At 69.0% G+C, this 21,465-nt stretch carries 19 protein-coding genes and 1 tRNA gene; 4 read left to right on the forward strand and 16 right to left on the reverse strand.

Annotated features, from left to right (window positions below; genetic code table 11):
* Positions 1–786 precede the first annotated feature (786 nt).
* The 3 genes from NS3_RS27410 to NS3_RS27420 all read left to right on the forward strand — a co-directional run bounded on the left by NS3_RS27410 (position 787) and on the right by NS3_RS27420 (position 4,228).
* The gene (locus tag NS3_RS27410) at positions 787–1,263 is read left to right on the forward strand and encodes a hypothetical protein (RefSeq protein ID WP_067865717.1); all 477 of its coding nucleotides are present in this window, start codon (positions 787–789) and stop codon (positions 1,261–1,263) included.
* A 1,322-nt stretch (positions 1,264–2,585) separates the two neighbouring features.
* Complete coding sequence (locus NS3_RS30240; RefSeq protein WP_067865720.1) at positions 2,586–2,771, forward strand: helix-turn-helix domain-containing protein; 186 nt, start codon at positions 2,586–2,588, stop codon at positions 2,769–2,771.
* A 191-nt stretch (positions 2,772–2,962) separates the two neighbouring features.
* Complete coding sequence (locus tag NS3_RS27420) at positions 2,963–4,228, forward strand: site-specific integrase (protein ID WP_157101569.1); 1,266 nt, start codon at positions 2,963–2,965, stop codon at positions 4,226–4,228.
* A gap of 86 nt (positions 4,229–4,314) precedes the next feature.
* Here NS3_RS27420 and NS3_RS27425 read toward each other — a convergent pair.
* From NS3_RS27425 to NS3_RS27490, 14 genes are all read right to left on the reverse strand, one after another.
* Positions 4,315–4,388: transfer RNA gene (locus tag NS3_RS27425), tRNA-Pro, on the reverse strand.
* 85 nt (positions 4,389–4,473) lie between these two features.
* Positions 4,474–5,190: a PAS and ANTAR domain-containing protein gene (locus NS3_RS27430; protein ID WP_084496001.1), complete on the reverse strand. Its 717-nt coding sequence runs from the start codon at positions 5,188–5,190 to the stop codon at positions 4,474–4,476.
* A gap of 409 nt (positions 5,191–5,599) precedes the next feature.
* The gene (locus tag NS3_RS27435; RefSeq protein ID WP_067865726.1) at positions 5,600–6,340 is read right to left on the reverse strand and encodes an oxygenase MpaB family protein; all 741 of its coding nucleotides are present in this window, start codon (positions 6,338–6,340) and stop codon (positions 5,600–5,602) included.
* Positions 6,341–6,447: 107 nt separating this feature from the next.
* On the reverse strand, positions 6,448–8,646 hold the full coding sequence (locus tag NS3_RS27440) for an MMPL family transporter (RefSeq protein WP_084496003.1): 2,199 nt from the start codon (positions 8,644–8,646) through the stop codon (positions 6,448–6,450).
* Entirely contained in the window at positions 8,643–9,254 is a 612-nt protein-coding gene (locus NS3_RS27445) for a hypothetical protein (RefSeq protein ID WP_157101570.1), read from the reverse strand. The genes NS3_RS27440 and NS3_RS27445 overlap by 4 nt, the downstream gene beginning before the upstream one ends.
* Positions 9,255–9,290: 36 nt before the next feature.
* A complete protein-coding gene (locus tag NS3_RS27450) occupies positions 9,291–10,535 on the reverse strand; it encodes a nitroreductase family protein (protein ID WP_067865734.1) in 1,245 nt (414 codons plus the stop codon).
* A gap of 1 nt (position 10,536) precedes the next feature.
* On the reverse strand, positions 10,537–11,250 hold the full coding sequence (locus NS3_RS27455; RefSeq protein WP_067865737.1) for a class II aldolase/adducin family protein: 714 nt from the start codon (positions 11,248–11,250) through the stop codon (positions 10,537–10,539).
* Between the two features lie 8 nt (positions 11,251–11,258).
* Positions 11,259–12,359 carry an acyl-CoA dehydrogenase family protein gene (locus NS3_RS27460; RefSeq protein ID WP_067865740.1) on the reverse strand — a complete coding sequence of 367 codons (1,101 nt, stop codon included), beginning with the start codon at positions 12,357–12,359 and terminating at the stop codon, positions 11,259–11,261.
* A complete protein-coding gene (locus NS3_RS27465; protein WP_067865743.1) occupies positions 12,356–13,051 on the reverse strand; it encodes a dihydrodipicolinate reductase C-terminal domain-containing protein in 696 nt (231 codons plus the stop codon). The genes NS3_RS27460 and NS3_RS27465 overlap by 4 nt, the downstream gene beginning before the upstream one ends.
* Entirely contained in the window at positions 13,035–13,304 is a 270-nt protein-coding gene (locus NS3_RS27470; RefSeq protein WP_067865745.1) for an acyl carrier protein, read from the reverse strand. The genes NS3_RS27465 and NS3_RS27470 overlap by 17 nt, the downstream gene beginning before the upstream one ends.
* Positions 13,304–14,851 carry a class I adenylate-forming enzyme family protein gene (locus NS3_RS27475; RefSeq protein WP_067865747.1) on the reverse strand — a complete coding sequence of 516 codons (1,548 nt, stop codon included), beginning with the start codon at positions 14,849–14,851 and terminating at the stop codon, positions 13,304–13,306. Before NS3_RS27475 ends, NS3_RS27470 begins: the two co-directional genes overlap by 1 nt.
* Entirely contained in the window at positions 14,848–15,309 is a 462-nt protein-coding gene (locus tag NS3_RS29640) for an SRPBCC family protein (RefSeq protein WP_067865749.1), read from the reverse strand. The genes NS3_RS27475 and NS3_RS29640 overlap by 4 nt, the downstream gene beginning before the upstream one ends.
* Entirely contained in the window at positions 15,309–16,355 is a 1,047-nt protein-coding gene (locus NS3_RS27485) for an SDR family oxidoreductase (protein ID WP_067865752.1), read from the reverse strand. The genes NS3_RS29640 and NS3_RS27485 overlap by 1 nt, the downstream gene beginning before the upstream one ends.
* Before the next feature lie 18 nt (positions 16,356–16,373).
* Complete coding sequence (locus NS3_RS27490) at positions 16,374–17,612, reverse strand: aspartate aminotransferase family protein (RefSeq protein ID WP_067865755.1); 1,239 nt, start codon at positions 17,610–17,612, stop codon at positions 16,374–16,376.
* Between the two features lie 304 nt (positions 17,613–17,916).
* On the opposite strand from NS3_RS27490, the gene NS3_RS27495 reads away from it, so the two are divergent.
* Positions 17,917–18,381: a hypothetical protein gene (locus NS3_RS27495; RefSeq protein ID WP_245649843.1), complete on the forward strand. Its 465-nt coding sequence runs from the start codon at positions 17,917–17,919 to the stop codon at positions 18,379–18,381.
* A gap of 182 nt (positions 18,382–18,563) precedes the next feature.
* Here the strand turns inward: NS3_RS27495 and NS3_RS27500 are convergent, their stop codons facing one another.
* Together NS3_RS27500 and NS3_RS27505 are read right to left on the reverse strand one after the other, a co-directional pair.
* On the reverse strand, positions 18,564–19,712 hold the full coding sequence (locus tag NS3_RS27500) for a mechanosensitive ion channel family protein (RefSeq protein ID WP_067865758.1): 1,149 nt from the start codon (positions 19,710–19,712) through the stop codon (positions 18,564–18,566).
* A 170-nt stretch (positions 19,713–19,882) separates the two neighbouring features.
* Positions 19,883–20,965 (reverse strand): PucR family transcriptional regulator, encoded by a 1,083-nt coding sequence (locus NS3_RS27505; RefSeq protein WP_067865761.1) that lies wholly within the window; start codon positions 20,963–20,965, stop codon positions 19,883–19,885.
* Positions 20,966–21,465: the final 500 nt, after the last annotated feature.

The following is a 21,465-nucleotide window of genomic DNA, read 5'->3' on the forward strand; positions in this document are numbered from 1 at the left end:
CGCTCCCCCTGCACGCCCTTCCACGTGTCGGTGAGCCGGGTGACGTCCCGATCCAGTGATCCGAACCCGTCGGACAGACCGTCGAGCAGGCCGCGTATGGCCTTGGCCGCAGCGACGAGCTCAGCAGGAGTGGCCGAAAAATCCCCCGGTGTGGTCATGCACTCCCCAATCGATCTCAGTGCCTGATCCAGCGGGCACCCGAGCTGACGATGCCTCGGGGACGCTGTGGTTCGGATAGGCGCCTGTCGCAACAGGATACGGCTCGGGGTGTCGGTGTGGTCGGTCACCATGGAACTCGTGCGCGACTGGTGTGGTTGCGCAGCAGGGGATTTCATGCAGGAGGGACCTGATGGACAGGCACGGCAGTCTTCGGCGCGCGTACGAGCCATGGACCGACGAATACAACATCGAGTTGATCGAATTGCTACGTGCGGGCCGCCGCCTGGGCGAGATCGCCGAGGCGACAGGCCGCAGCGAGGGCGCAGTGCGGACGCAGTGCCGCAACTTGCTTCCCCCGGATCTGCCGACGTCCGGCAACGCCGTCCGCACCCTGCAGGCGCTGCTGAGCGACCCGGACTACGACTGGCGGGAGGCGGCGCGAGCACGGTACCGCCGCGCCCGCCAGGTGTACTGGGACATCGACATGGACATCCGGCTGCGCAGCGCATGGGCCGACCGCCGTCGGCTTGCCGAACTCACCACCGAGTTCGATGCTTCCGAGGTCGAGATCGCCCGTCAGCTGATGCGGCTGGGCTTGGCCGAGAACCCTCGCAGGTCGCCGACCGGTTGGGCTGCGACCCCACCGGCGCACTGGCCGGGAGGATCCGCCTCACCCACGACCGCACCGCCGGCGCGGTCTGGGTTCTCGTCGTCGACGGCACCGGCCAAAGCACCGGCTTCGGTGACGACGGCCCAGCGCGCCGCCACATCTCCATCCACCCCGACCCCGACAGCGCCTATAACGCCCTCGCCGACATCCTCACCGACCACGACACCACCGGCCTGAATCCCGGACCACTCACCGCCAGCATCGTCGAACGCGCGCTCGGCGAGTTCGACCTCGGCACCAGCCGCCACCTCACCAGCCCCGAACCCGAACTCCTCCCCGAACCCGCAGACGGCCGCCCTTGGCAGGATCCATGGCCCGCCGAACTCGCCACAGACATCGTCGACCTCGACGACGACAACCCCGCCCCACCACCGGTTTCGCGGCTGCCCGGAGCAGCCCTGCTGCAGCGATTACGCCGCAACCGAAGCCAGTAACTCCACGAAGAAGCCGGTCCGCATCAACCTGGTGGCGTCGGTGGCCTGCACACAGACCAGGTGGCCGTCAACGCTCTCACCAACGTCTTCGTCGCGACCCGATCGTCTCTACACCCGATGAAGTCGCGCCGATCGCGGCAGGATCTCGCGCCACTTCGCCGTACTGGATGAATCGGCGCGAGTTTCTCCGCCCCGCTCGGCGGCCGCGGTGGTGGTCACTCGAGCTGGGCGCGGGCTTCACGCAGGTAGTGGGCACGCCACCATTGGTCGTCGGTGTCGCAGCCGTCGAGGCGCCCCTTGCGGGTTTCCCCGGCCACCTCCAGCAGCGAGTCATCACGGCGTGGTCTTTGCCGTGGTGGGGATCGGTGCGAAAGTAGGCGCCCAGACGGCGGTCCGCTCGGCGGGCATCTCGACGATGCCCACGGTCTCCAATACATGTTCCGCTCGGGGGCTTTCGCACTGGAGGCGGTGTCGATGTGGATATCTTCGGCGACGCCGGTGCGGTCGACGGCGTCGACCCGGTGGGAGGGGTTCTGTTCGACGGTGGAGACCCGCCCGCATCCGACAGCATGGAAACTACCGTGCGTACAGGCACCCCCTCGCTACCCGATCTACTGGTCGGAGCGTGACTCCGTCGATCGCACGAAATTCCGCGGCGATCGGGGGCTCGAATCGTGACCGGCTTCGACAGGGAGCCTCGCCCCGAGGAGAACCGCCACCACCGCATGGGCAGAAACACCGATCGCCGCAGGGATACTTCACCCACCGGAAGCCCCCAACGCGATATCTCGATCGGTGCCGCGGCCGAGTACGCGAGCGTCAGCAAGGACACGATCCGCCGCATGATCGCCGGACGGCACCTTGCCCACGTACCGCTTCCGGGGACAGGTGCCCACAACGAATACGGTCAGTCAAGCTGCCGAACACCTGCTGAGACTTCGATGAATGATGTTTCGGATCGAGCGTGCGTCCCGATCCGAAACATCTCCTGATGTTCTACCAACCGGATCGAGATGGCCCGATTGCAGGGCGGTCCGTCCGCTCGCCAAGTGCATTGAACTTGCCAGGACGGCCCAGCATCGTCAGTGCTGACAAGTGCGGGAGGGCTCGACCTTCGGCTGTCAGCACTCAAAGCGACCAACTAGCGGTCGCGGCCCCATCTGAGGTTCAATGGACTTTGGGTACGCCTGCCACTGGGAGGATCGAGAACAAGGAGTCCTCCTGTGCGTCCATGTCATCCACACTCCCGCCCGACGCCATCCGATTCAGATTCGGGCGACAGAGCGCGGCAAGAATCCACGGTTACACGCCCACCCGATGAGGTGTGGCTGAGTTCGCGTGACGTTTCCGAGCGCTTGCAGATTCCCCTGAAGACCCTGGCGTCCTGGGCGTCATCCGGCCGCGGACCCCGCTATGCGCGGATGGGCAGATATCGCCGCTACCGGCTCGCCGATCTGCAGGCCTGGGAACGCGAGCAGCTCGACCGCACCTCGAACGCGCGTGACTGAATCACACTCCCCCGCAGCCGGATAGCAAACCCATAGCTAAATCTGGCCTCTTGTGGACAGCCCATGCTTTTGGTGACCTTGCCAGGCATGTCGGCGCAGCCATATCGCAATCCCGGGCATCGCACCGAGACCGACAGCCCCGCAGGACACATCGCGAACAGACAGCTACTCGAAGCAGGAAGAAGGTGATCATGGGCGGCAGAATCCCGAAGCCGGTAGGCACATTCGGTAAGCCGACGAAGCCGAAGAGACAACGCAACGGCCGCTGGCGCACAACGGTGTACTACTACGGTGCCGCCGGGCGGGTCCAGCTCGAACGTGTCGGAGCCAGCGCCGACGACGCGAGGAATCGGTTGGCCGAGGCGATGCGTGATCACCGTGAGCAACTCGGCTACGGCCAGATCACCCGCACGACCAAACTCATCGACCTCGCCGCGGAGCTGCTGGTGGAGATGGCCAACAACGACGCCTACACCGAAGGCAATGTCGAGGACTACCGCCGCGAGGTCTACGTCTCGACGGATCGCCGCGCGAGCAAGGCGACGATCAAGATCGAGAACTCGCTGGGGAACCTGCAGATCTGGCAGGCCACCGCCGGGGAGATCGATCGTCACCTCAAGCGCCTGGTAGCCCTGGGACTACGGCGCAAGGCCAAGCAGCACAAGATCGTGCTGCGGGCGATGATGCAGATCGCCGTGCGCCACGGCGTGCTCGAGACCAATCCCGTCGACGGCGTCGGCTCCTTTCTTCGCCGCAATAACCCGGCACGCGGCAAGGTGGCGGACATGGGTGCGTTGCCGCAGTTCCGGGCCCAGGTGCGTGCCTGGGCACGCGGCGAGGCCGTTCCCGGCACCCCCGCCTACACCAGCGGGCCGGCGCGGGACTGGACGGTGGTGTGGGTGGTCGACCTGATCACCGGCACCGGCATGCGCCCGCACGAGGTATTTGCCGTGCTGCTCGACGACATCGGCCTCGACGCCACCGCCCCCTACCTCGACGTCACCGGAACCCTCATCGAAGTCAAGGGCGCCGGGGCAGGTGGCTGGGTGCGCAAGCCCGCGCCGAAGACCGACAACGGGTGGCGGCGCATCCTGCTCCCGGACTACACCGTGGCCTCGCTGCGCGAGGCGATCAAGGACCTCGAGGTCGTCGGGCAGCCCAACCCGATGGGGCTGCTGTTCCCGGCCCGCAACGGGTCGGTGCGCAACCCGAACAACTTCGGCCGCACCTGGCGCGCGGCCCGCGGGGAGAACTTCGCCTGGGTCACCCCACGGACCTTCCGCAAAGGCGTGGCCACCGCGGTCGATCACGCCTCCGGCGATCCCGAGCGCGCCGCCCGCCAGCTGGGCAACACCCGCGAGGTCGCCAAGACCCACTACATCGATGTCCCCGAGACGGTGCCCGACAACCGGGCGGTTCTGGAGGCCTGGGCGCGTGGCGAAGGGCCGAAAGTATGAGATTTTGACTGGCTCGGGTCGAATCTCCCAGCGTGTCGCAGAAACAGAAAACCCCTTCCGACCCAGGTCGGAAGGGGTTTTCACTGTCGGGCTGACAGGATTTGAACCTGCGACCACTTGACCCCCAGTCAAGTGCGCTACCAAGCTGCGCCACAGCCCGTTGCGCCCGTCTTCCGGGCGCTTCAAGAGATTACAACATGGGTTACACCTGGAGCGAATCGCCTGGTCAGAGGCGGTGTGGCGGACTAGGAGGGATGCGGGCGCTCGTGCAGGGTGAGCAGGAGGTGGTCGAAGCGGGTCCGTTCCCCCACGCCGCAGCCGCGGAATTCCGGGATGGCGTCCACCAGGCGGTAGGCGAGGTCGCGCAGTTTGGTGTTGGTCTCCTGGGAGCGCCAGGAGAGGACTCGGAACGCCTGCTCGGAGCTGATGCCGTACATGACCATCAGCGCGCCTTTGGCCTGGTCGATTGCCGAGCGGGCGGCGACGAGGTCGGGGAGGGTCTCGTCGAGAACTTCCTGGCGGGTTTCGTCCAGGCTCTCGGTCAGGTCGATGTAGTAGCCGGTCGAGCCGACGATTTCTCCGTTGTTGTCGCACATCTGGTCGCCGACGACCAAGACGTGCCTGACTCTTCCGTGGGTGTCTCTGATGCGGTGACGGCTGCAGAAGGGCTGGCCGGTGGTCACGGCGGCGGACAGGATGTCCACGACGGCGTCGCGGTCGTCGGGGTGCTTGTGGGACAGGACCAGTTCCATGGTCGGGACGACGGAACCGGGCTCGTAGCCGTGCAGTTCGGCTACCTCGTCCGACCACTCCCAGCGCTGGTCGCGCGACCAGAATCGATAGCTGCCCGCCGGTCGCCAGGCACCCGCATATTCGGCCGGTTGTGTCCCGTTCTCGCTCACTTCGCTGATTATGCTGCCTGCACGATCGGCGAGATCACGCGCGGCCGGGGTCTGGGTCATTCTTCGAACTCTACGTTGATCCTTCCATTCAGCAGTACGTTCACCCCAACGCGTGACACGACCGTGCGGTCACGACGGTTGATCCGTCCAGGTAGACGGCGGTTTGTCCAGGTGAGCGGGCATCGGAGGGCATGGGACTCGCTCAGATACAGCGCGCACGAAGAATCCCGCGCAGGCAGCGTTTATCCAGGCCGGGAGCTGAGCCCGGCCGGCGACAGCCCGAAAAAAGGTGCCATTCGCACTGTCCGGAAGAGACTGAAAGGGGCATTTTCGAGGGCCGTTGAACCCTTGTCACACCATAGGACGCCGACTATATGACGTGACCGATCAGGCACGGTCTCGTCGATCGCATGACCGCCGACGCCACCGCCGAGCCCGATATTCCACGCGCGCTCCACATCGGCATGCGTCAGTCGCGGGCCGAGGGCACCAGTCGCGCTCTGGGCGAGAGCATCGCCGCCCCTGTCTTCACCACTCGCGTATAGGCCGCCATCGCCGCCCGATCGCCGGGCTGCAGCGGAACATCCAGCAACTCTCGCGTGCGCGGATGCAGCAGCGACCGCACCGCGAAATCGGGCAGCGTCCGGGGCACCCAGGCATCGGGCCGCAGCAGTTCCGGCGCGAGCTTCTCCGCCTCGGGTGTGACGGTCAGGACGTTGGCGCACACGTCGTCCATGTAGTCGTTGAAGTCGGCCCAGGTCTCGGGCATGTGCCGAGCGGAGATGCCGTACCGGCGGTACCACTGGCAGCACTGGGCGTAGAGGGTCTTCTTCTCGACGAGTGTCAGCGGGCGGTCGAAGGTCTCGATGGCGGTGACGAGGGTGTCGACGTAGGTGGCGTGCTGGAAGAAGAACAGGTCGGGGGCCAGGCCGTTGTAGCGCCTGCCGGTACTGTCCACGCCGCGGACGAGTTCGTGGCCGTAGAGCATGGCCGGGTGCGGATCGACGGTGGAGTAGGCCAGGTGGATCATGCGCGACACGACGCGCTTCTTGTGCTCCCACAGGGAGACGGGGGTGTGCTCGACGATGGCCGCCGCGACCGAGGGCTGCAATATCTGCAGCCCTACGGCGCGGGGCAGGGTTAGGACGAAGCGGCGATCGCCGAGGTACCGGCCGAGCAGGGTGGTGCGATCCAGACCGGGGGTCTTCATTCTCGAATCCTTCTCTGGTCGGCACCCCTCCACGGTGAGGGCATGAGAAACATTAGGACTTACCTTCTCATTACGTCAACCGACCGAAGTCCTCTGATTCGGGGCCTTCATTCCCGGATCCGAACCCGCTCGACGACGGGAGCCATCCAGCGCGGTGTCCACCAGTTGGCCGTGCCCGCGATGCGCATGGCGGCGGGGACGAGGACGGTGCGGACCAGGGTGGCGTCGACGAGCACGGCGATGACCAGGCCGATGCCGAGGGCCCGCATGATGGACACGTCGCTGGTTGCTATGCCGAGGAAGACGACGGCCATGAGCATGGCGGCGGCGGTGACGACGCGGCCGGAGCGGGCCAGGCCGACGGCCACGGCGGTGTCGACGTCGGCCCGGGTGCGGCCGGAGTGTTCCCACTCCTCGGTGAAGCGGGCGAGCAGGAAGACCTCGTAGTCCATCGACAGGCCGAACGCCACGCAGAACAGCAGAACGGGGACCGTCGCGATGGTGAAACCGGTTGCGGTGGTGCCCAATCCGCCGAGGTGGCCTTCCTGGAAGATCCAGACCAGGGCGCCGAAGGTGGCGGCCAGCGACAGCGTGTTCAGCACCAGGGCCTTGAGCGGGAGCAGGAGGCTGCCGGTGAGCAGGAACAACAGCAGCGCGCTGGTGACGACGATCCACAGGACGGCGAGGACGAAACCGTCGGCGATGCCCGCGGCGGAGTCGGCGCTCTGCTGGGCGAGGCCGCCGAGGCGGATCTCGCCGGGGGCGTCGACGGCGCGCAGGGCGTCGAGCAGGGCGGTGCCCTCGTCGGAGTAGGGATCGAGGTCGGTGGTGACGGCCAGATGCGCGGAACCGCTCGCGCCCGGTGCGCCGAAGGGCGGGCCCGCGGGATTTCCGTCGACGAAGATGCCTGCGGGGCTCGCGACGGCGGTGACGTCGGTGACCGAGGACAGGCGGGCGGCGTAGTCGCCGAGCCGGTCGGCCGGTGCGTTCGTGACGACGATGTCCACGGTGCCGGTCATGTTCTGGTCGAAGCCGTCCCGAATGAGGTCGCCGACCTGGCGGGACTGGGCGTCGGTGGACAGCACGCGATCGTCGGGCAGGCCGAGGCGCAGGTCGAGCACGGGTGAACCGGCCAGCAGCAGGACGGCCAGCACGGGCACCGCGGCCAGCAGCGGGCGCTTCTGCACGGCGCGGGCGATGCGGTAGAGGCGCGTCTGTTCGGCGGGGACGGCTTCACGCTGGGGTTTGCGGTTCATGCGCGGGCCGAGCAGGGCGAGCAGCGCGGGCACGCAGGTCAGCGCGAGCACCACCGACAGCACGACGACGGCGACGCCCGCGTAGCCGATGGAGCGCAGGAAGGCCATCGGGAACAGCCACAGGCCGATCAGGGCGGTGGCGACGATGACGCCGGAGAACACGACCGCCCGGCCACCGTGGCGCATGGCCGAGGACAACGCCTCCTCGTGCGGGGCGCCGCGGCTGATCTCCTCGCGATAGCGGCCGATCAACAGCAGTGAGTAGTCGATCGCCAGTGCCAGGCCGAGCGCGGTGGTGATGTTGAGCGCGAAGACCGACAGCTCGGTGAGGAAGGTCAGCGCGAACAGCACGCCGGTGGTGCCGACGATGGCGAGCACGCCGACCACGACGGGCACGGCGGCGGCGATGGCGCTGCGCAGGAACAGCACGAGCAGCAGGAAGGTGATGGGGACGGCGATCGCCTCGGCGAGCACCAGATCGGCGGCGGCCGTGGAGTTGATCTCCTCGAAGGCCATCGCCTGGCCGCCCGCCAGCACGGTGACGCCGTCGTGGTCACCGGTGAGCTGGTCGGCGAGTTCGCGGGCGATCTTCTGGACCTCGTTGTCGTCGGCGACGATGCCCGCCACGACGAGGCCGATGGTGCCGTCCCGGCTGACCAGGGTGGCGCCGATCGGGTCGGTCCACGAGGTGACGGTGCTGACCCGTTCGTCGGCGTCGAGGGTGTCGGCGATCTCGCGCGCCACGCCTCGCGCACGGTCGCCGGTGACGCCGTCGGAGTCCTGGACGGCGAAGATCAGCTGCATGTTCGCGACGCCGTGTTCAGCGGCGAGCAGGTCGGCGGCCTGGGAGGACTCGGAGCCGGGGTCGAGGAAGCCGCCGGCGCTGAGGCGTTCGTTGACCAGCGCGCCGAGCGAGCCGAACACCAGGAAGGCGATGCCCGCGATGACGAGCACCAGTTTGGGTGCGCGGGCACAGGCTTCGGCGATGCGTGAGATCAGGCCGGAACCGTCTTCCTCGGTGGTATCGGTGTCGCTGGACATCGTCGTCATTTCCCCTCCCCCGGCATCCACCACACGGGGGTGACCTTGTGTCCGGCCCCGATCTCGATCGGTGGGTGCGATTTCCAGCCAAGGATTTCACACATCTCGACCACGTCGGCGGACTTGGCTTCGCCGTAGCCGGGCAGACCCTTGGCGCGGGCGACGCGCATCACGCGTTTGATCAGCGCCGCTCCCCCACCGAGGGTGCGGGCACCGACGTACCAGAAATAGAAGTGCGGCTCGGTGGGGTGGGCGGATTCGACCTTCGACAGCATCTGTGCCATGAGGACTGTGCGCGAGATGCCGAGCAACACGATGGCGGGCAGCCGGAACAGCCACACCCACAACGGGAAACGCGGGCTGGTGCGCTCGTAGGCGATGAGCACGCCATTGGGCTGCCGGTCGGCGTCGTAGGTGGCCTGCAGGTAGCCGCCGAGGCGGGCGCAGATCTCCACCTCCCCGCGGAAGAACCAGTAGAGGGCACGATCGGCCCTGGCGGGCTTGCGCGGTTTCACGTCCTGCCAGATCGCGTCCTCGGCGAAGGCCTCGGCGAGCACGCGGGCTGCCGCGCCCCGCTGCTCCTCGGCGACATTGGACGGCATTGTCACAGTTGTCATCTCAGCCTTTCTCGGCAATCTCTTCTCGGCACGGGGTCATCCGTGGGCACCCTGGTAGAGGGCGTCGAACTTCTCGCCGCCGACCGGGCGGCCGAGCGCGGTGAGGTACAGGGTCTGGCGTCCGGCGGGCAGCGCCTGGTTCCAGTACTCGGGAGCCAGGCCGCCGATGCCGGTGACGCCCGCGCCGTGGCGGGCGGCGACGAGATAGAGCACCTGGCCGACGACGCCGGTGGCCAGCAGCAGGGCCTGTCGGTCGGCGTCGATGACAGAGTCGTCCTCGCCCGCCGGCGTGGAGAACACGACGAAGACCTCGGCATCGGTCAGGTGTTCCTGGCCTGCCAGGCCGGCGAGGAGGTCTCCCGGCGGGAGGACGATGCCGCCGGTGACATCGCCGACGAGGTGGATGTCGGGCATGGGCAGGGCGAGGCGGCGGACCGCTTCACCCGCGATCTCCAGAGCGTCCGCCAGGACGGTGTCGAGGTTGTAGCCGGGTGGGGTGGTCGCGCCGAAGGAGGCCGCGGAGCGGCGGATGGGGATGAACCGGGCGAGGTTGCCGGGCAGTGCGCCCGCGCGGTCGAAGAAGACCGGTTGCGGCGGGCCGGGTGGGCGCAGGCGGTCGGCCCACTGCTCGAATTCGCTGCGGCCCATCTGGACTCGGGACTTGGCTGTGGTGACCAGACGCCAGCCGTCGGCTTCGCCGTCGTGCGGGTCGAAGGCGCGCACGAGCCCGGCGGCGAGGATGTCACCGGATACGGCCTCGGCGCCGGGAAGCGCGCCCGGGAAACGGTCGGCGGCGCTGTCCTCGCGGTCGAGCACGGCCAGGGCGAACAACGCGTGGCCCGCATCGATGAGGTGGTAGAGGTAGCCACGCGTGCCGTATTTGCGCATGGACAGCCAGGGACGGCCGACCAGCAGGCAGAGGTAGTCGTCGGCGTCGGTGGCGAAGTCGGTGTCCGCGCGCACGACGAGCTGCTTGCGAGCCGGATCGAACAGGGCCGTCGCACCGGAATCCATTGCGACGAGCAGGATTTCGTAGGGGTAGGTGGCGCCCGCGGACGGGACGAAGCGGGTGTCGCCGCCGCGCTTGCGGCCGATCAGGCGATCGACGTGGCCGACAGCGCCCGCGACAGGGCCGGTGAGGGCTTCGATGCCGACGGTCTGGGGTAGCGGCGGGTGGATGACATCGCCCCAGGCCAAACTGTCTCCGCCCCAGGCCGAACTGTCTCCGTCCCAGGACGAGCCGTCTCCGCCCCAGGCCAGGCTGTCTCCGGCTACCTGCATGTCAGCGGCTCCATTCGGTGGTCTCCGCGTGCAGGCGGTGCACGCGGCGGCGGGTGTGTTCCCAGTAGGAGCGCACCGAGAGGTCGGCGAAGATGTAGTCGCGTTTGGCGGCGACGTCCAGGGCGTTCGAGGTGGAGAACGGACGGCCGGAGGCCAGGGCGTCGAGTTGCAGGCGGCAGGCGCGCTCGAGCATGAGGGCGAAGACGACGGCGTGGCGGACGCTACGGCCGACGATGACGCTGCCGTGATTGACCAGGAACACCCCGACGCCTCGGTCGAGGGTCTTCGCGATGCCCTCGCCGACGTCGAGGGTCAGCACGGTGTTACTGGTGTCGTGGAAGCGGTGCACTTCACCGGCGAGCAGGGCGCCCTCGTGACTGAGCGGGACCAGATCGGCCTCGAGAGCGCCGAAGACGAGGCTCGCGGGAGCGTGGCTGTGCACGATGCCCGCGACGTCGGGGCGAGCGGCGTAGATCGCCTGGTGCAGAGGAAGTTCCGGTGGAGCCTGCGGGTCCGGGGTTTCGGCGGCGTCGACAGCGACGTCGACGAAATCGGCCGGGGTCGCCTCGTCGAAGCCGACGAGGGCGCCCTTGATGGAGAAGCGGCCGTCGCCGGGCCTGCGGACCGAGATCTGGCCCTGGTTGAAATCGTCGTGTCCGCCCGACGACAGTGCTCGCGCACCGATCGCCGCTTGGATCACCAATGCGGAGGTCATACGTTCCCTCACAGTCGTGCCGCGATGGCGTTGCGCTGGATCTGGTTGGTGCCCTGGATGATCTGCAGTAGCTTGGCCTCGCGCATCCACCGTTCCGCGGACTCGCCGGGCAGGTAGGCGGCGGCGCCGAGGATCTGAACGGCGTCGGTGGTGACCCGCATCGCCGTGTCGGTGGCGAACAGCTTGGCCTGGGCGGCGAGCAGGTCGGAGTCGGGACCGCCCGCGTCGATCTCGTCGCAGGCCAGGGCGAGCAGCTGGCGCGCGGCGGCGAGCTGGGTGGTCATGTCGGCGAGCAGATGGCCGATCGCCTGGTGACGAATGATGGGGACGCCGAACTGGATTCGGGTCTTGGCGTAGTCGGTGGCGCGGCGGACGGCGGCCGCGCTCAGACCGACGGCGCAGGCGGCCAGGCCGACGCGCCCCTGGGTGAACATGTCGTCGGCGACGCGGGCGCCGCGGTTGACCCGGCCGAGTACCCGCTCGGCGGACACGTGGGCGCCGTCGAAATGCACGTCCGCGCTGGGCAGCGCGGCGGCGCCGTGTTTGTGCGCGGCGGGGGCGATGGTGACTCCGGGGGTGGCCGGGTCGACGGCGAGGCAGGTGAGACCACCGAGGCCGGCCGCGCTGGTGCGGGCGTAGACGACGAGAACGCCGGCGACGGGGGCGTGACCTGCCCAGGTCTTGGTGCCGTGCAGGGTGAAGCCGGTGTCGGTGCGGTCGGCGCGCAGTTCGATGGCCGACATGTCCGAGCCCGCGGCGGGTTCGCTGACGCAATTCCCGCCGAGGGTGCGGCCTTCGGCCAGGGCGGGGACCAGGTCGTCGCGCAGCGCGGGCTGGGCGTGGCGGGCGACGGTGAGGCCGACGAGAGTTTGCAGGTGCACGGATTCGGCCAGGGCGAGCCAGTTCTCGGCGATGACGGAGATATTCGCGCAGAACTCGCGCACCGCGCCCGGCTCGCCTTCGACGACCGGGGTGGCCAGGCCGGTGGCCATGATGCCGGTGAACAGCTCGGCGGGGAAACGTCCGGCCTGTTCGTAGGCGGTGACCGTGTCGGCCTGGCCGGTGAGCAGCGCCCGCAGGCGGTCGGCGGTGGCGAGGGTGGCGGTCATGCCGGGGCTCCCGCGAGTTCGGCGAATACGTCGGCGGCCGTGTACAGGCCGGGGCGGGCCTGTTCGAGCCAGGCGGCCAGGGTGAGGGCGGCGGTGGCGGGTCCGCGCAGGTCACGCACGCGATGGCTCAGCTCCCAGCTCTCCGCGCCCGCGGTGAGGACGACGTGATGGTCGCTGACGGCGTGGCCGTAGCGCTGGGCGAGGACCGTGGTCCGCTCGGGCAGCAGTGCGGCGAGATTCTTCGCGGTGGCCGAGGGCGCGTCCAGTTTGGTGGTGGGATGCCGGTCGATGACGGTGAATTCGGCGTCCGGCACCAGGGCGAGGGCCAGGCGCGCGGCGAGTTCGGCTGCGCGCGCCTGCAACCAGTGCAGCGGACTGAGATTGGCGGCGATCAGCACCGGAACCTGTTGCGACAGTGCGGAAAGCGTGGCCTCGGACTGCGGCGGGCGGCCGGAGACACAGGAGAGCAGGGCAGCGCCGGTGGCGGCACAGTGCTCGGCGACGGCATCGAGAGCGTCGGGTCTGCTGGCATCGATGACGACGCCGGCGGGTACCTCGCCGAGGGTCCAGCCGGTCGAGTCCGCGACGGTGGTGACCCGCACGCCGTGGCGCGCGCAGGCGTCGGTCACCGCGCGGCCCAGCCTGCCGGTGGCGCCGACGACGGCGACGGGGCGGTCAGGCGTCGGCGACACCCTGGTTCCTCAGGTAGGCCACGATGGCGGGGACGGTGCGCATGTGGTCGAGATCGTTCTCCAGATCGATCTCGACGCCGTAGCGGATCTCGAGCGCGTCGACCAGGCGCAGGAACGCCAGCGAGGTCATCCCCGCGTCGGCGAAGGTCTGGTCGGAGCGCTGGGCGGTCTCGGCGTCGACGGTGCCGTCGGTGGCCTTGGCGACCATCTCGGCGACGGTCTTGGTCAGCGAATCCTGCAGGACATCGGACATCAGCGGCCTCCTGTGACCGGTTGCTGGAACGAGGTGGTCAAGAGCGCGCGCACGGCTTCGGCCTTGACCTTGCCGGTGGCGCCGCGCGGCAGATCGGCGACGGTGACGAGCACCTCGGGGACTTTGTAGTCGGCGAGCCGCTCACGCAGGAAAGCCCGCAGTTCCGCTGGATCGAGGCCGGTGCTGGTCTGCACGGCCGCGCCGACACAGTCGCGGCCGCTGGGAGTGGTCAGGGCCAGCACCCGGCAGTCGGCGACATCGGGGTGCGCGATGATGGCGTCGGCGACGGACTCGACGGTGAACTTGCGGCCGCCGATGTTCAGGATCGGCTGAGCTCGGCCGGTGAGGAAGAGTTCGCCCTCGCGTACCGAACCGGTGTCGGAGGTGATGTAGCTGCCGTCTTCGGCGATGGCGCGTTCGAACTCGCCGGGGTAGTTCAGGTAGCGCGTGCCCATGGACGCGGTGCGCACGTGCAGCACCTCGGCGCCGTCGTGGCGCGGGCGGGTGTCGACGGTGACGCCGGGCAGGAGCAAGCCCTTGCCTTCCGGGCGGGTGCCGTCGGCGAAGGTGACCGGGCCGGTTTCGGCGATGCCGTAGTAGTCCGAGACGGGGCCGGACAGAAGTGCGACGTGCTCGGCGACCGTCGGGGAGAGCGCCGCCGCGGAGGACAGGCGCAACCGGATGCCTCGCAGCGCTTGCTGGGTCGCCGCCGCCAGGGAGGCGCGCGTGTAGTCGGTGAGGCGTTCGTAGGCGGCGGGGAAGGCGACCAGGATGCTGGGGCCGAAGGTGGTGACGTGGCGAATGATCGCGCCGCCACTGGGCATACCGCCGGGCAGGACCAGGCTCGCGCCGGTCAGCAGGCTCGGCATGAGGGTGGTGTTGAAGGCCAGGCCGTTGTAGATGCCCGCGAAGCACAGGCTCAGATCGGCGGAGGTCAGCGCGGAAGCCTCGGCCCAGGTGCGGGCCGCGGCGAGGACCGCGTCGGCGGAGAACTCGATGCAGGCCGGGGCCCGGGTGGAGCCGGAGGTCAGCCTGCCCAGTTCGGTGCCCGGCGCCAGATCAGGGCGTTCGCCACTGAATCCGGTCGCCACCGCCAGTTGCCGTTCGTCGAGCGCGACGGAGGCCGCTTCGGCGACAGTAGCGGCTCGAGTATCGCCTTCGGCGACAGCGGCATGAGTATCGCCTTCGGCGACAGCGGCGCGGGCAGCGCCGGGTAGCGGTGCTTGCACGACGGCGTCGATGCCGCAGCCCCGCACCAGGGTGGCGATCTCGGCCGCGCCCAGGCTCGGATCGGCCAGGATCGGCAGGTCCGCGCGCGACCAGATGGCCAGCAGGGTCGCGATGTAGTCGGGGTGGTTGGCCAGGGTCACCAGGATCCGGCTGCCGCCGCGCGGGGCGACGGCGTCGAGCAGATCGGCCCGGCGGACGGCGTCGGTGCGCAGCTCGGCGAAGGTGCGGGTCTCGCGCAAGGTCGAGACCGTGGCTTCGGGGGCCGCGTCCATGGCGGCGGCGACCGCCTCGTAGAGCCGGGTGGGCCGGGGACTCATGATGCGGCGCTGCCGAATTCGATGTCGGGACCGAACAATCCGCGCAGGATGTCGGTGGTGTTGGTGCGCACCGCGCGTTCGGCCAGCGGGTCGAGCATGTCGGCCAGCGACGGGATGCCGAGGTCGATGACGGCGTTGAAACTGACCGTCACCCCCGCGTCCTGTTCGGCGACCTGCCAGGCGCCGTCGAAGCGGGCGAGGTCACCGGTGACCTGCTGGAAGGACAAGGTGCGGGCGGTCTCGTCGACGAGATCGCGTTCGGTCCACTCCAGCAGGCCGTTGCGGAACCACACCGACCAGCTGCTGACCTGGTTGCCCTGGGCGTCGACGTCGAGGCTGATGCCGCGCACCACCTCGGCGTGCTCGGCGTAGGAGGGAAAGTCGCGCAGGCGGGCGAAGGCCGCGTCGGGATCGACATCGCGGACCTGGGCGCGGACTGCCACGGAACGTTCGGCCATCAGACCATCACCTCTTTGCGGTCGAGCGCGGCCGGGGCCTGCGCCATGCCCTCGCGGGCGATCACGGTGCGGAAGGTGGTGCGCATGACCTCTTCCGCGTCGAATGTCGAGAAAGCCTGGGGCGCACCGGGAATCGTGCCCAGCGAGGTAGGCATCGGATCGGCCTGGAACAGCGAGGCCACGGTGGACATCAGGTTGGCCATCTTGGTCTTCTCCGCCGGCCGCAGCTCGTCGAAGAAGGCGGGCTCGAGCAGTCGCCGGAAGACCTCGGGGTCGGCGCGACGCGGGCCGCGCCGGGGCAGGCCGTACTCGTCGAAGGTCTCGTCGAGGATCTCGAGCAGCCGGTCGGCGGTGAACGAGTTCGGGCCGATGGTGGCCCATACGGTCGCCGGGGCGTCGGGGAGTTCGGCGACGGCGGCGATCACCGCGGCCACCACGTCACAGGGCACCAGGTCGTAGCGCGCGTAGCCGGCGCACAGGAACAACGGCACCGAACCGCGCAACAGGGCGCGTGACATGCTGTGCACGCCTTGGTATTCAGTGATCTCGCCGGTGCGGGAATGGCCGGCGACAGCCGACGGGCGCACGATGGTGTGGGTCAGGCCGCTGGCGCGCACCTCGGACTCGCCGACGCGCTTGGCAGCGATGTACTGGCCGGGCAGCAGGGTGGCGTGCCCACCGGTGATGTCCTCGGGCGGATCGATGTCGACGAACGCGGTGCTCACGTGCACCAGGCGCGCGCCCGCCTCGGCCGCCAGATCGAGCACCCGCTGGGTGCCGGTGACATTGACCGCGTGCAGGGTGTCCGGGCCCGCGGCGAAATCGACGCTGGCCGCACAGTGCACCACCAGGTCGAGGCCGTCCAGGACGCGTGCCATGTCCTCGGTATCGAGGCCGAGGCCGGGGGCGGTGATGTCACCGCGTACCACCTCGGCGCCGGGGACGGGCCGGGTATGGGTGAGGGCGATGACCTCGTGCCGGGCGTCGAGCATCCGGATCAGCGGTACCCCGACGACACCGGCGCCGCCGGTGACGAAGATCTTCACGTTGTCTCCTCGCAGAAGTCAGATCGCGTGGGCCGCGAGGCGCACGCAGGCTTTCTCGAAGGCCTCGAGCAGCCATGCCTCGTCGAGTGGCTGCAGGTTGGCCGGTGGGGTCAGGCGCAGCACCGGGCCGGCGTTGAGCGAATGGTTGACGATCACGCGGGCGTCGATCATCTCCAGCAGGAACTCCCCGGCCAGACCGCCGTCGGCGAACTGGAGGCCGAAAAGTGTTCCGGCGCCGCGGATGTCGATCAACTGCTGCGGACAGGTGCGGTCGCGGATCTCGGTGAGGCGGGCGAGCAGGCGTTCGCCGAGGCGGGCCGAGGCCTCGACCAGGTTCTCCTCGTGCAGCACCCCCAGGGTGGCCGCCGCGGCTGCCATGCCGAGCGGGGCGGCTGAGAAGGTGGAGGTGTGCAGGCACAGGTCGGCGTCGAAGGCCGCATAGGCCTCCTCGGTCGCGACGGCCGCCGAGACCGGCAGGATGCCGCCGCCGAGGCTCTTGCCGACCAGGAGCACGTCGGGGGTGATCTGCTCGATCTCGCCGCGCCACCAGGTTCCGGTGCGGCCGAGGCCGGTCATGATCTCATCGAGCACCAGCATGGCGCCGCGTTCGCGGCACAGTTGCTGAACGCGGCTCAGATAGCCCGCGGGCGGGATTCGCACCCCACCCTCGCCCTGGATGGGCTCGAGCACCACGCAGGCGTCCGATCCGTCGGCGCCGAGGGCCGCGTCGAGGGCGTCGGCGTCACCGTAGGGGACGCGGGTCGCGCCGTGCAGCAGTCCACGGAAGGGGATCTGGTAGGTGTCGTTGGCCGTCAGCGACAACGCGCCGAGGGTCTTGCCGTGGTAGCCGCCGTCGGCGCCGATCAGCCTGGTCCGGCCCTGGATGGCGGCCATTTTCAGGGCCGCTTCGGTGGCCTCGGTACCCGCGCCGGCGAAGTACACCTTGGTGAGTCCGGCCGGCGCTATCTCGGCCAGCGCGGCCGCGGCGGTCGCGGCGGAGGCTTCGAGCAGGCCGCGGGTGCCGACCGGATGACGGCCGAGTTGCCCGGTGACCGCCTCGATCACTTTCGGATGGCGGGCGCCCAGCAGGAACACACCGTAGCCGCCACAGTTGAGGAACTCGAGGCCGTCGGCGGTCCACAGTCGCGCTCCCTCGGAGCGATGTTCCACCAGCCCGCCGAGCAGGCTTCCCAGCTGCGCCCTGGCTTTGCCGAGATGCCGCCTGGTTTGTTCCAGAACCACGAATTCCGTTGTCATACAATACTTTCCGGCTCAGAATTCAACTGCCCGACACTCCCCTGAGAACATGAGAAACATTAGGGCTGAATTTCTCAGAGCGTCAACTCGACTGAAGGCCCAGGGGTCATGGACAGGTGACCATAAAGGGCAGGAGCTGCCTCGTTGGAGCTGGTTGTGGCCTCGCGCACAACCGGGCGTCACAGAAAACTTTCAGCACTCGCGGGACGCGTTCGCGGACACCGGCTCTCGGGACGATCCGCCGCCGATTCGACCCGGGCACATCGGGTATTGCCGCCGTACCCGACCTGGAGGAGAAATCCTGATGAAACTCGATCGCAAGTACGTCACACTGCTGACTGCGGGCGCGCTGATGACCGGCGCGGCGCTCACCGGCTGTACCGACGACGGCGACGGCACCAACGACACCACCACCGCGCCGTCCATCTCGGTGGAGGTCACCACGCCGGAGTCCGAGCCGACCACCGGCACCGACACCACCGAGTCCGAGACGCCGGTCATCTCCCCGGAGGCCGCACAGCAGCTCTGCGACATGATCGAGCCCGAGCTCGACAACTGGCGCGAGCAGGGCCCGACCCTGGCGAAGGTGACCTTCAACGGCACCGTGCAGAACTGGGCCGCCCGTAACGAAGGCCTCAACGACGACATCATCCGCGACAAGACCATCGTCGACACGGTGACCACACAGGCCTGCCCGGAGGTGCGTCAGCAGGCGCTGGAGGTGCTCGATGTCACCGAGCTCTCCTCCGCGCTGCTCGGCTTCAACTGATCCCGCGCCCGTCACGCGAACGGGGCCGCCTGTCCGGAAGATCGGACGGCGGCCCCGTTCGTTTGTCCTCGACGTTTCGTCTGGTGGGGACGTTTCGTCTGGCGTGGCGCCGGTGCCGCGGTCGACCAGGCGCACCGTGGCGACGCTGCCCCCGCGCCCGGTGATGAAGCGCGGCCGCCGCGTCAATCGTGCGCGCGCCCGTTCGACGACACCAGGTGCTTGTGTCGAGCATCCCCGCGAGCGGAGTCCTCGCGATCGGCGCTCTCGTCGCGATCGGCGACCGGGCCGGGCGCATCGGATCCCGCGGTGAGCTGGGTGGGGATCTTGGGCAGCGCGTAGGGGTGCTCGCGCCACAGCCAGCCGAGCAATTCCTCGCGGACCGCGCAGCGCAGCGTCCACACGTCGTCGGCGTCGGCCGCGGTCATGGTCGCGCGGACCACGATCGCGGTGGGCGTGCTGTCGGTGACCACCAGGCCGTAACTGCGACCGTCCCAGTCCTGGCGATCCTTCAGGAACTCGCCGAGGTGTTCGCGCAGCAGCGCCACCGGCGCGCTGTGATCCAGATGCAGGAAGACCGTTCCGGTGATCTGCGAGCCGCCGCGCGACCAGTTCTCGTAGGGCTGGCTGTTGAAGTACGAGACCGGCATGGTCAGCCTGCGATCGTCCCAGATACGCACGGTGAGGAAGGCGAGACTGATGTCCTCGACGGTGCCCCACTCCCCCTCGACGACCACGGTGTCGCCGATCTTCACCGAATCACCGAAGGCGATCTGCAGGCCGGCGATCAGATTGCTCAAGGTCGACTGCGCCGCCACACCGGCGATGATGCCGATCACGCCTGCCGAGGCGAGCAGCGAGGTGCCCAGTGTGCGCAGGCTCGGCACGAGCAGCAGGATGGCGACCGCGGCGGTGCTGACCGCGAGGATGGCGGTGACGATCCGGCGGACCAGGCCGAGCTGGGTGCGCAGCTGGCGCACCTTGGCGACCTCGCGGGTCCGGTCGGCGTAGGAGTGCAGCATGTTCTCCGCGGCCACGTCGACACCGCGCACTACCAGCCAGATCGCGGCCAGGATCGCGGTGGTGGCGAGCAGATTTCGGATCACACCATCCTGGCGCAGCTCCAGCTCGGCCAGCGGATAGGTGGTGTGCAAGGCGACCGCGCCGAGGAAGATCTGCAACGGCAGCTGCACCCGGCGCAGCAGCAGCGGCAGTCTGGAGCGGGGTCGTTTCTGCGCACTGAAGCGCAGCAGCCTGCCCATCAGCAGGCCGACGCAGACGGTGACCGCGATGGTCGCGGCGAAGACGATCAGTGGACGTAGTACTTGCTCCAACGGGGGCGCTCCTTGTCCGCCCGGCCACGGCAACCGTCGAGGCGTGCGCCAAGGGCCTGCAGCGTCAGCCGGGCTGTGTCGTTCAGCGGTCCTTCGATGGGGCGTACCCAGGACACCACGCCGATGACACCCGGCCAGCTGTGGGGAATCCCACCCGTCGCACCGACCGCCTATCGCTCCTGTTCGCGGTAGCTGCGGGCGACCAATGCCGCACGCAGGTAACAGATTCCGCGGGCGTCGCCGGGGTCGTGACCGGTCAGCCTGCCGATCCGGCGCAGGCGGTAGTCCAGGCCGTTGGTGTGCAGGTCGAGCATGCGGGCGGTGCGCTGCCGATTGAGCCCGTTACCGATGTGACAGCGCAGGGTCTCGAGCAGTTTGGGCTGGGCGTCGAGCGGATCGAGGACCGTGCCGAGATGGTCGAGACCCGGCCCGGGACGGGTGATCTGGTATTCGAGTGCCAGATCGGCCATGCGGTAGAGGCCGGGGTCCATGCGCAGGCGGCGCACCATGTCGAGCAGTTCGTGCGCGCAGTCCGCGGACGCGGGCAGCTCGACACGAGGCGCGGCGGTCACCACGGTCGCGGTGATCGGCGCGCCCGCGGCCTCGGTGAGCGCGACGACCAGGTGTGCCATGTCGGGACGGCTGGAAGCCGAGGCGGGCACGAGTACTGTTCCGCCGTCACGGCCGAGCAGGGACAGCACATTCGGGCCCCCTCGCTCGGCGAGCGCCGCGCGCACCCGGCGCAGCATCTGCCCGCCCCCGGATTCGCGACGGCCGTCGGGAGCGGCGGACAGTACCGGCCCTGTCCGGAAGGATTGCGCGGCATCGGAATCGGTGCGAGGCGGAGGCAGCGCGACGGCGAGCACGGAGTACGAGGCGGCGAGTTCGATACCGCAGTCGTCGGCCTCGGTGGGGTCGGCGATGCCGCCGAGCAGCGAAGCGGTGACCGTGTCCAGGGCATTGTGGTGCTGGGCGCCGATGGTGCGCGCCTCGTCGAGGTAGCCGACCGAAACCGCGACGGTGATGTTCTCGAGCGTCTCCCACAGCCGCCGATCGGCTCCCGCCGGGGTGGCAGGCGTGCGCAACTGCTCGAATTCGCGCCGGACATTGTCGAAGACGGCCCGGTGCACCGCGCCGAGTGCGACTCCTTCGCGTGCGCACGCGGCAGCGGCCTCCACCAGGCGCGCGGTCACGACGGTGGGGTCGGCGTCGGCGAGTGCGGCGGCGGCCAGCTCGCGGCAGGCGCGCGTCAACGGCGTGTCACCGCCCGGAGGAGGCGCGGAAACCGGACTGGACGCGCCGACCGAAAAGTGACCACCCATTCTTCCCGATAGCGACGCCGAGCCGATCCCGCGCACGCTGCGGACCCGTTCATCGCCGGGCACCGGATCGGTGCCCCGGCCCCTAGCGGCTGTGGTCATCCGCCCACCCCGTCCATAATCGTCGTCGAGAATGAATATCAACGGTACGCCAGCGTTACGGACGGAACAACGGTCCATCGAATCCCGATCCGGCCGACCGCGCGTCGAGGCCGCTCCAGCCGGGCTCGCGGGCATACACACCGGTCACACGGCTGCGCTACCGACGGACCGAGGAGAACAAGTGAACAGGCATTCCTGTCCGCTCCGAACCACGCCGACGGCGTGTCGCGCACCGGTACATTGCCGGCACCTGATTCCCCCGGCCGAGAATATGCAGTAACTTGTCCGCGAGGGCCGTTGACGCGCAGCTCGGATCGCATCGCGGAGGCTCA

Origin of the sequence: Nocardia shimofusensis NBRC 100134, from assembly GCF_001613125.1 — a bacterium.
Lineage (GTDB): Bacteria > Actinomycetota > Actinomycetes > Mycobacteriales > Mycobacteriaceae > Nocardia > Nocardia shimofusensis.

Bases quoted from the DNA above. Each gene is read 5' to 3' on its own strand.
- NS3_RS27440 (WP_084496003.1), bottom strand. From the start codon at position 8,646: ATGACGACGATGTCCAGCGACACCGATACCACCGAGGAAGACGGTTCC.
- NS3_RS27445 (WP_157101570.1), bottom strand. From the start codon at position 9,254: ATGACAACTGTGACAATGCCGTCCAATGTCGCCGAGGAGCAGCGGGGC.
- NS3_RS27420 (WP_157101569.1), top strand. From the start codon at position 2,963: ATGGGCGGCAGAATCCCGAAGCCGGTAGGCACATTCGGTAAGCCGACG.
- NS3_RS27435 (WP_067865726.1), bottom strand. From the start codon at position 6,340: ATGAAGACCCCCGGTCTGGATCGCACCACCCTGCTCGGCCGGTACCTC.
- NS3_RS27475 (WP_067865747.1), bottom strand. From the start codon at position 14,851: ATGAGTCCCCGGCCCACCCGGCTCTACGAGGCGGTCGCCGCCGCCATG.
- NS3_RS27470 (WP_067865745.1), bottom strand. From the start codon at position 13,304: ATGTCCGATGTCCTGCAGGATTCGCTGACCAAGACCGTCGCCGAGATG.
- NS3_RS27495 (WP_245649843.1), top strand. From the start codon at position 17,917: ATGAAACTCGATCGCAAGTACGTCACACTGCTGACTGCGGGCGCGCTG.
- NS3_RS27460 (WP_067865740.1), bottom strand. From the start codon at position 12,359: ATGACCGCCACCCTCGCCACCGCCGACCGCCTGCGGGCGCTGCTCACC.
- NS3_RS27490 (WP_067865755.1), bottom strand. From the start codon at position 17,612: ATGACAACGGAATTCGTGGTTCTGGAACAAACCAGGCGGCATCTCGGC.
- NS3_RS27450 (WP_067865734.1), bottom strand. From the start codon at position 10,535: ATGCAGGTAGCCGGAGACAGCCTGGCCTGGGGCGGAGACGGCTCGTCC.
- NS3_RS27455 (WP_067865737.1), bottom strand. From the start codon at position 11,250: ATGACCTCCGCATTGGTGATCCAAGCGGCGATCGGTGCGCGAGCACTG.
- NS3_RS29640 (WP_067865749.1), bottom strand. From the start codon at position 15,309: ATGGCCGAACGTTCCGTGGCAGTCCGCGCCCAGGTCCGCGATGTCGAT.
- NS3_RS27430 (WP_084496001.1), bottom strand. From the start codon at position 5,190: ATGACCCAGACCCCGGCCGCGCGTGATCTCGCCGATCGTGCAGGCAGC.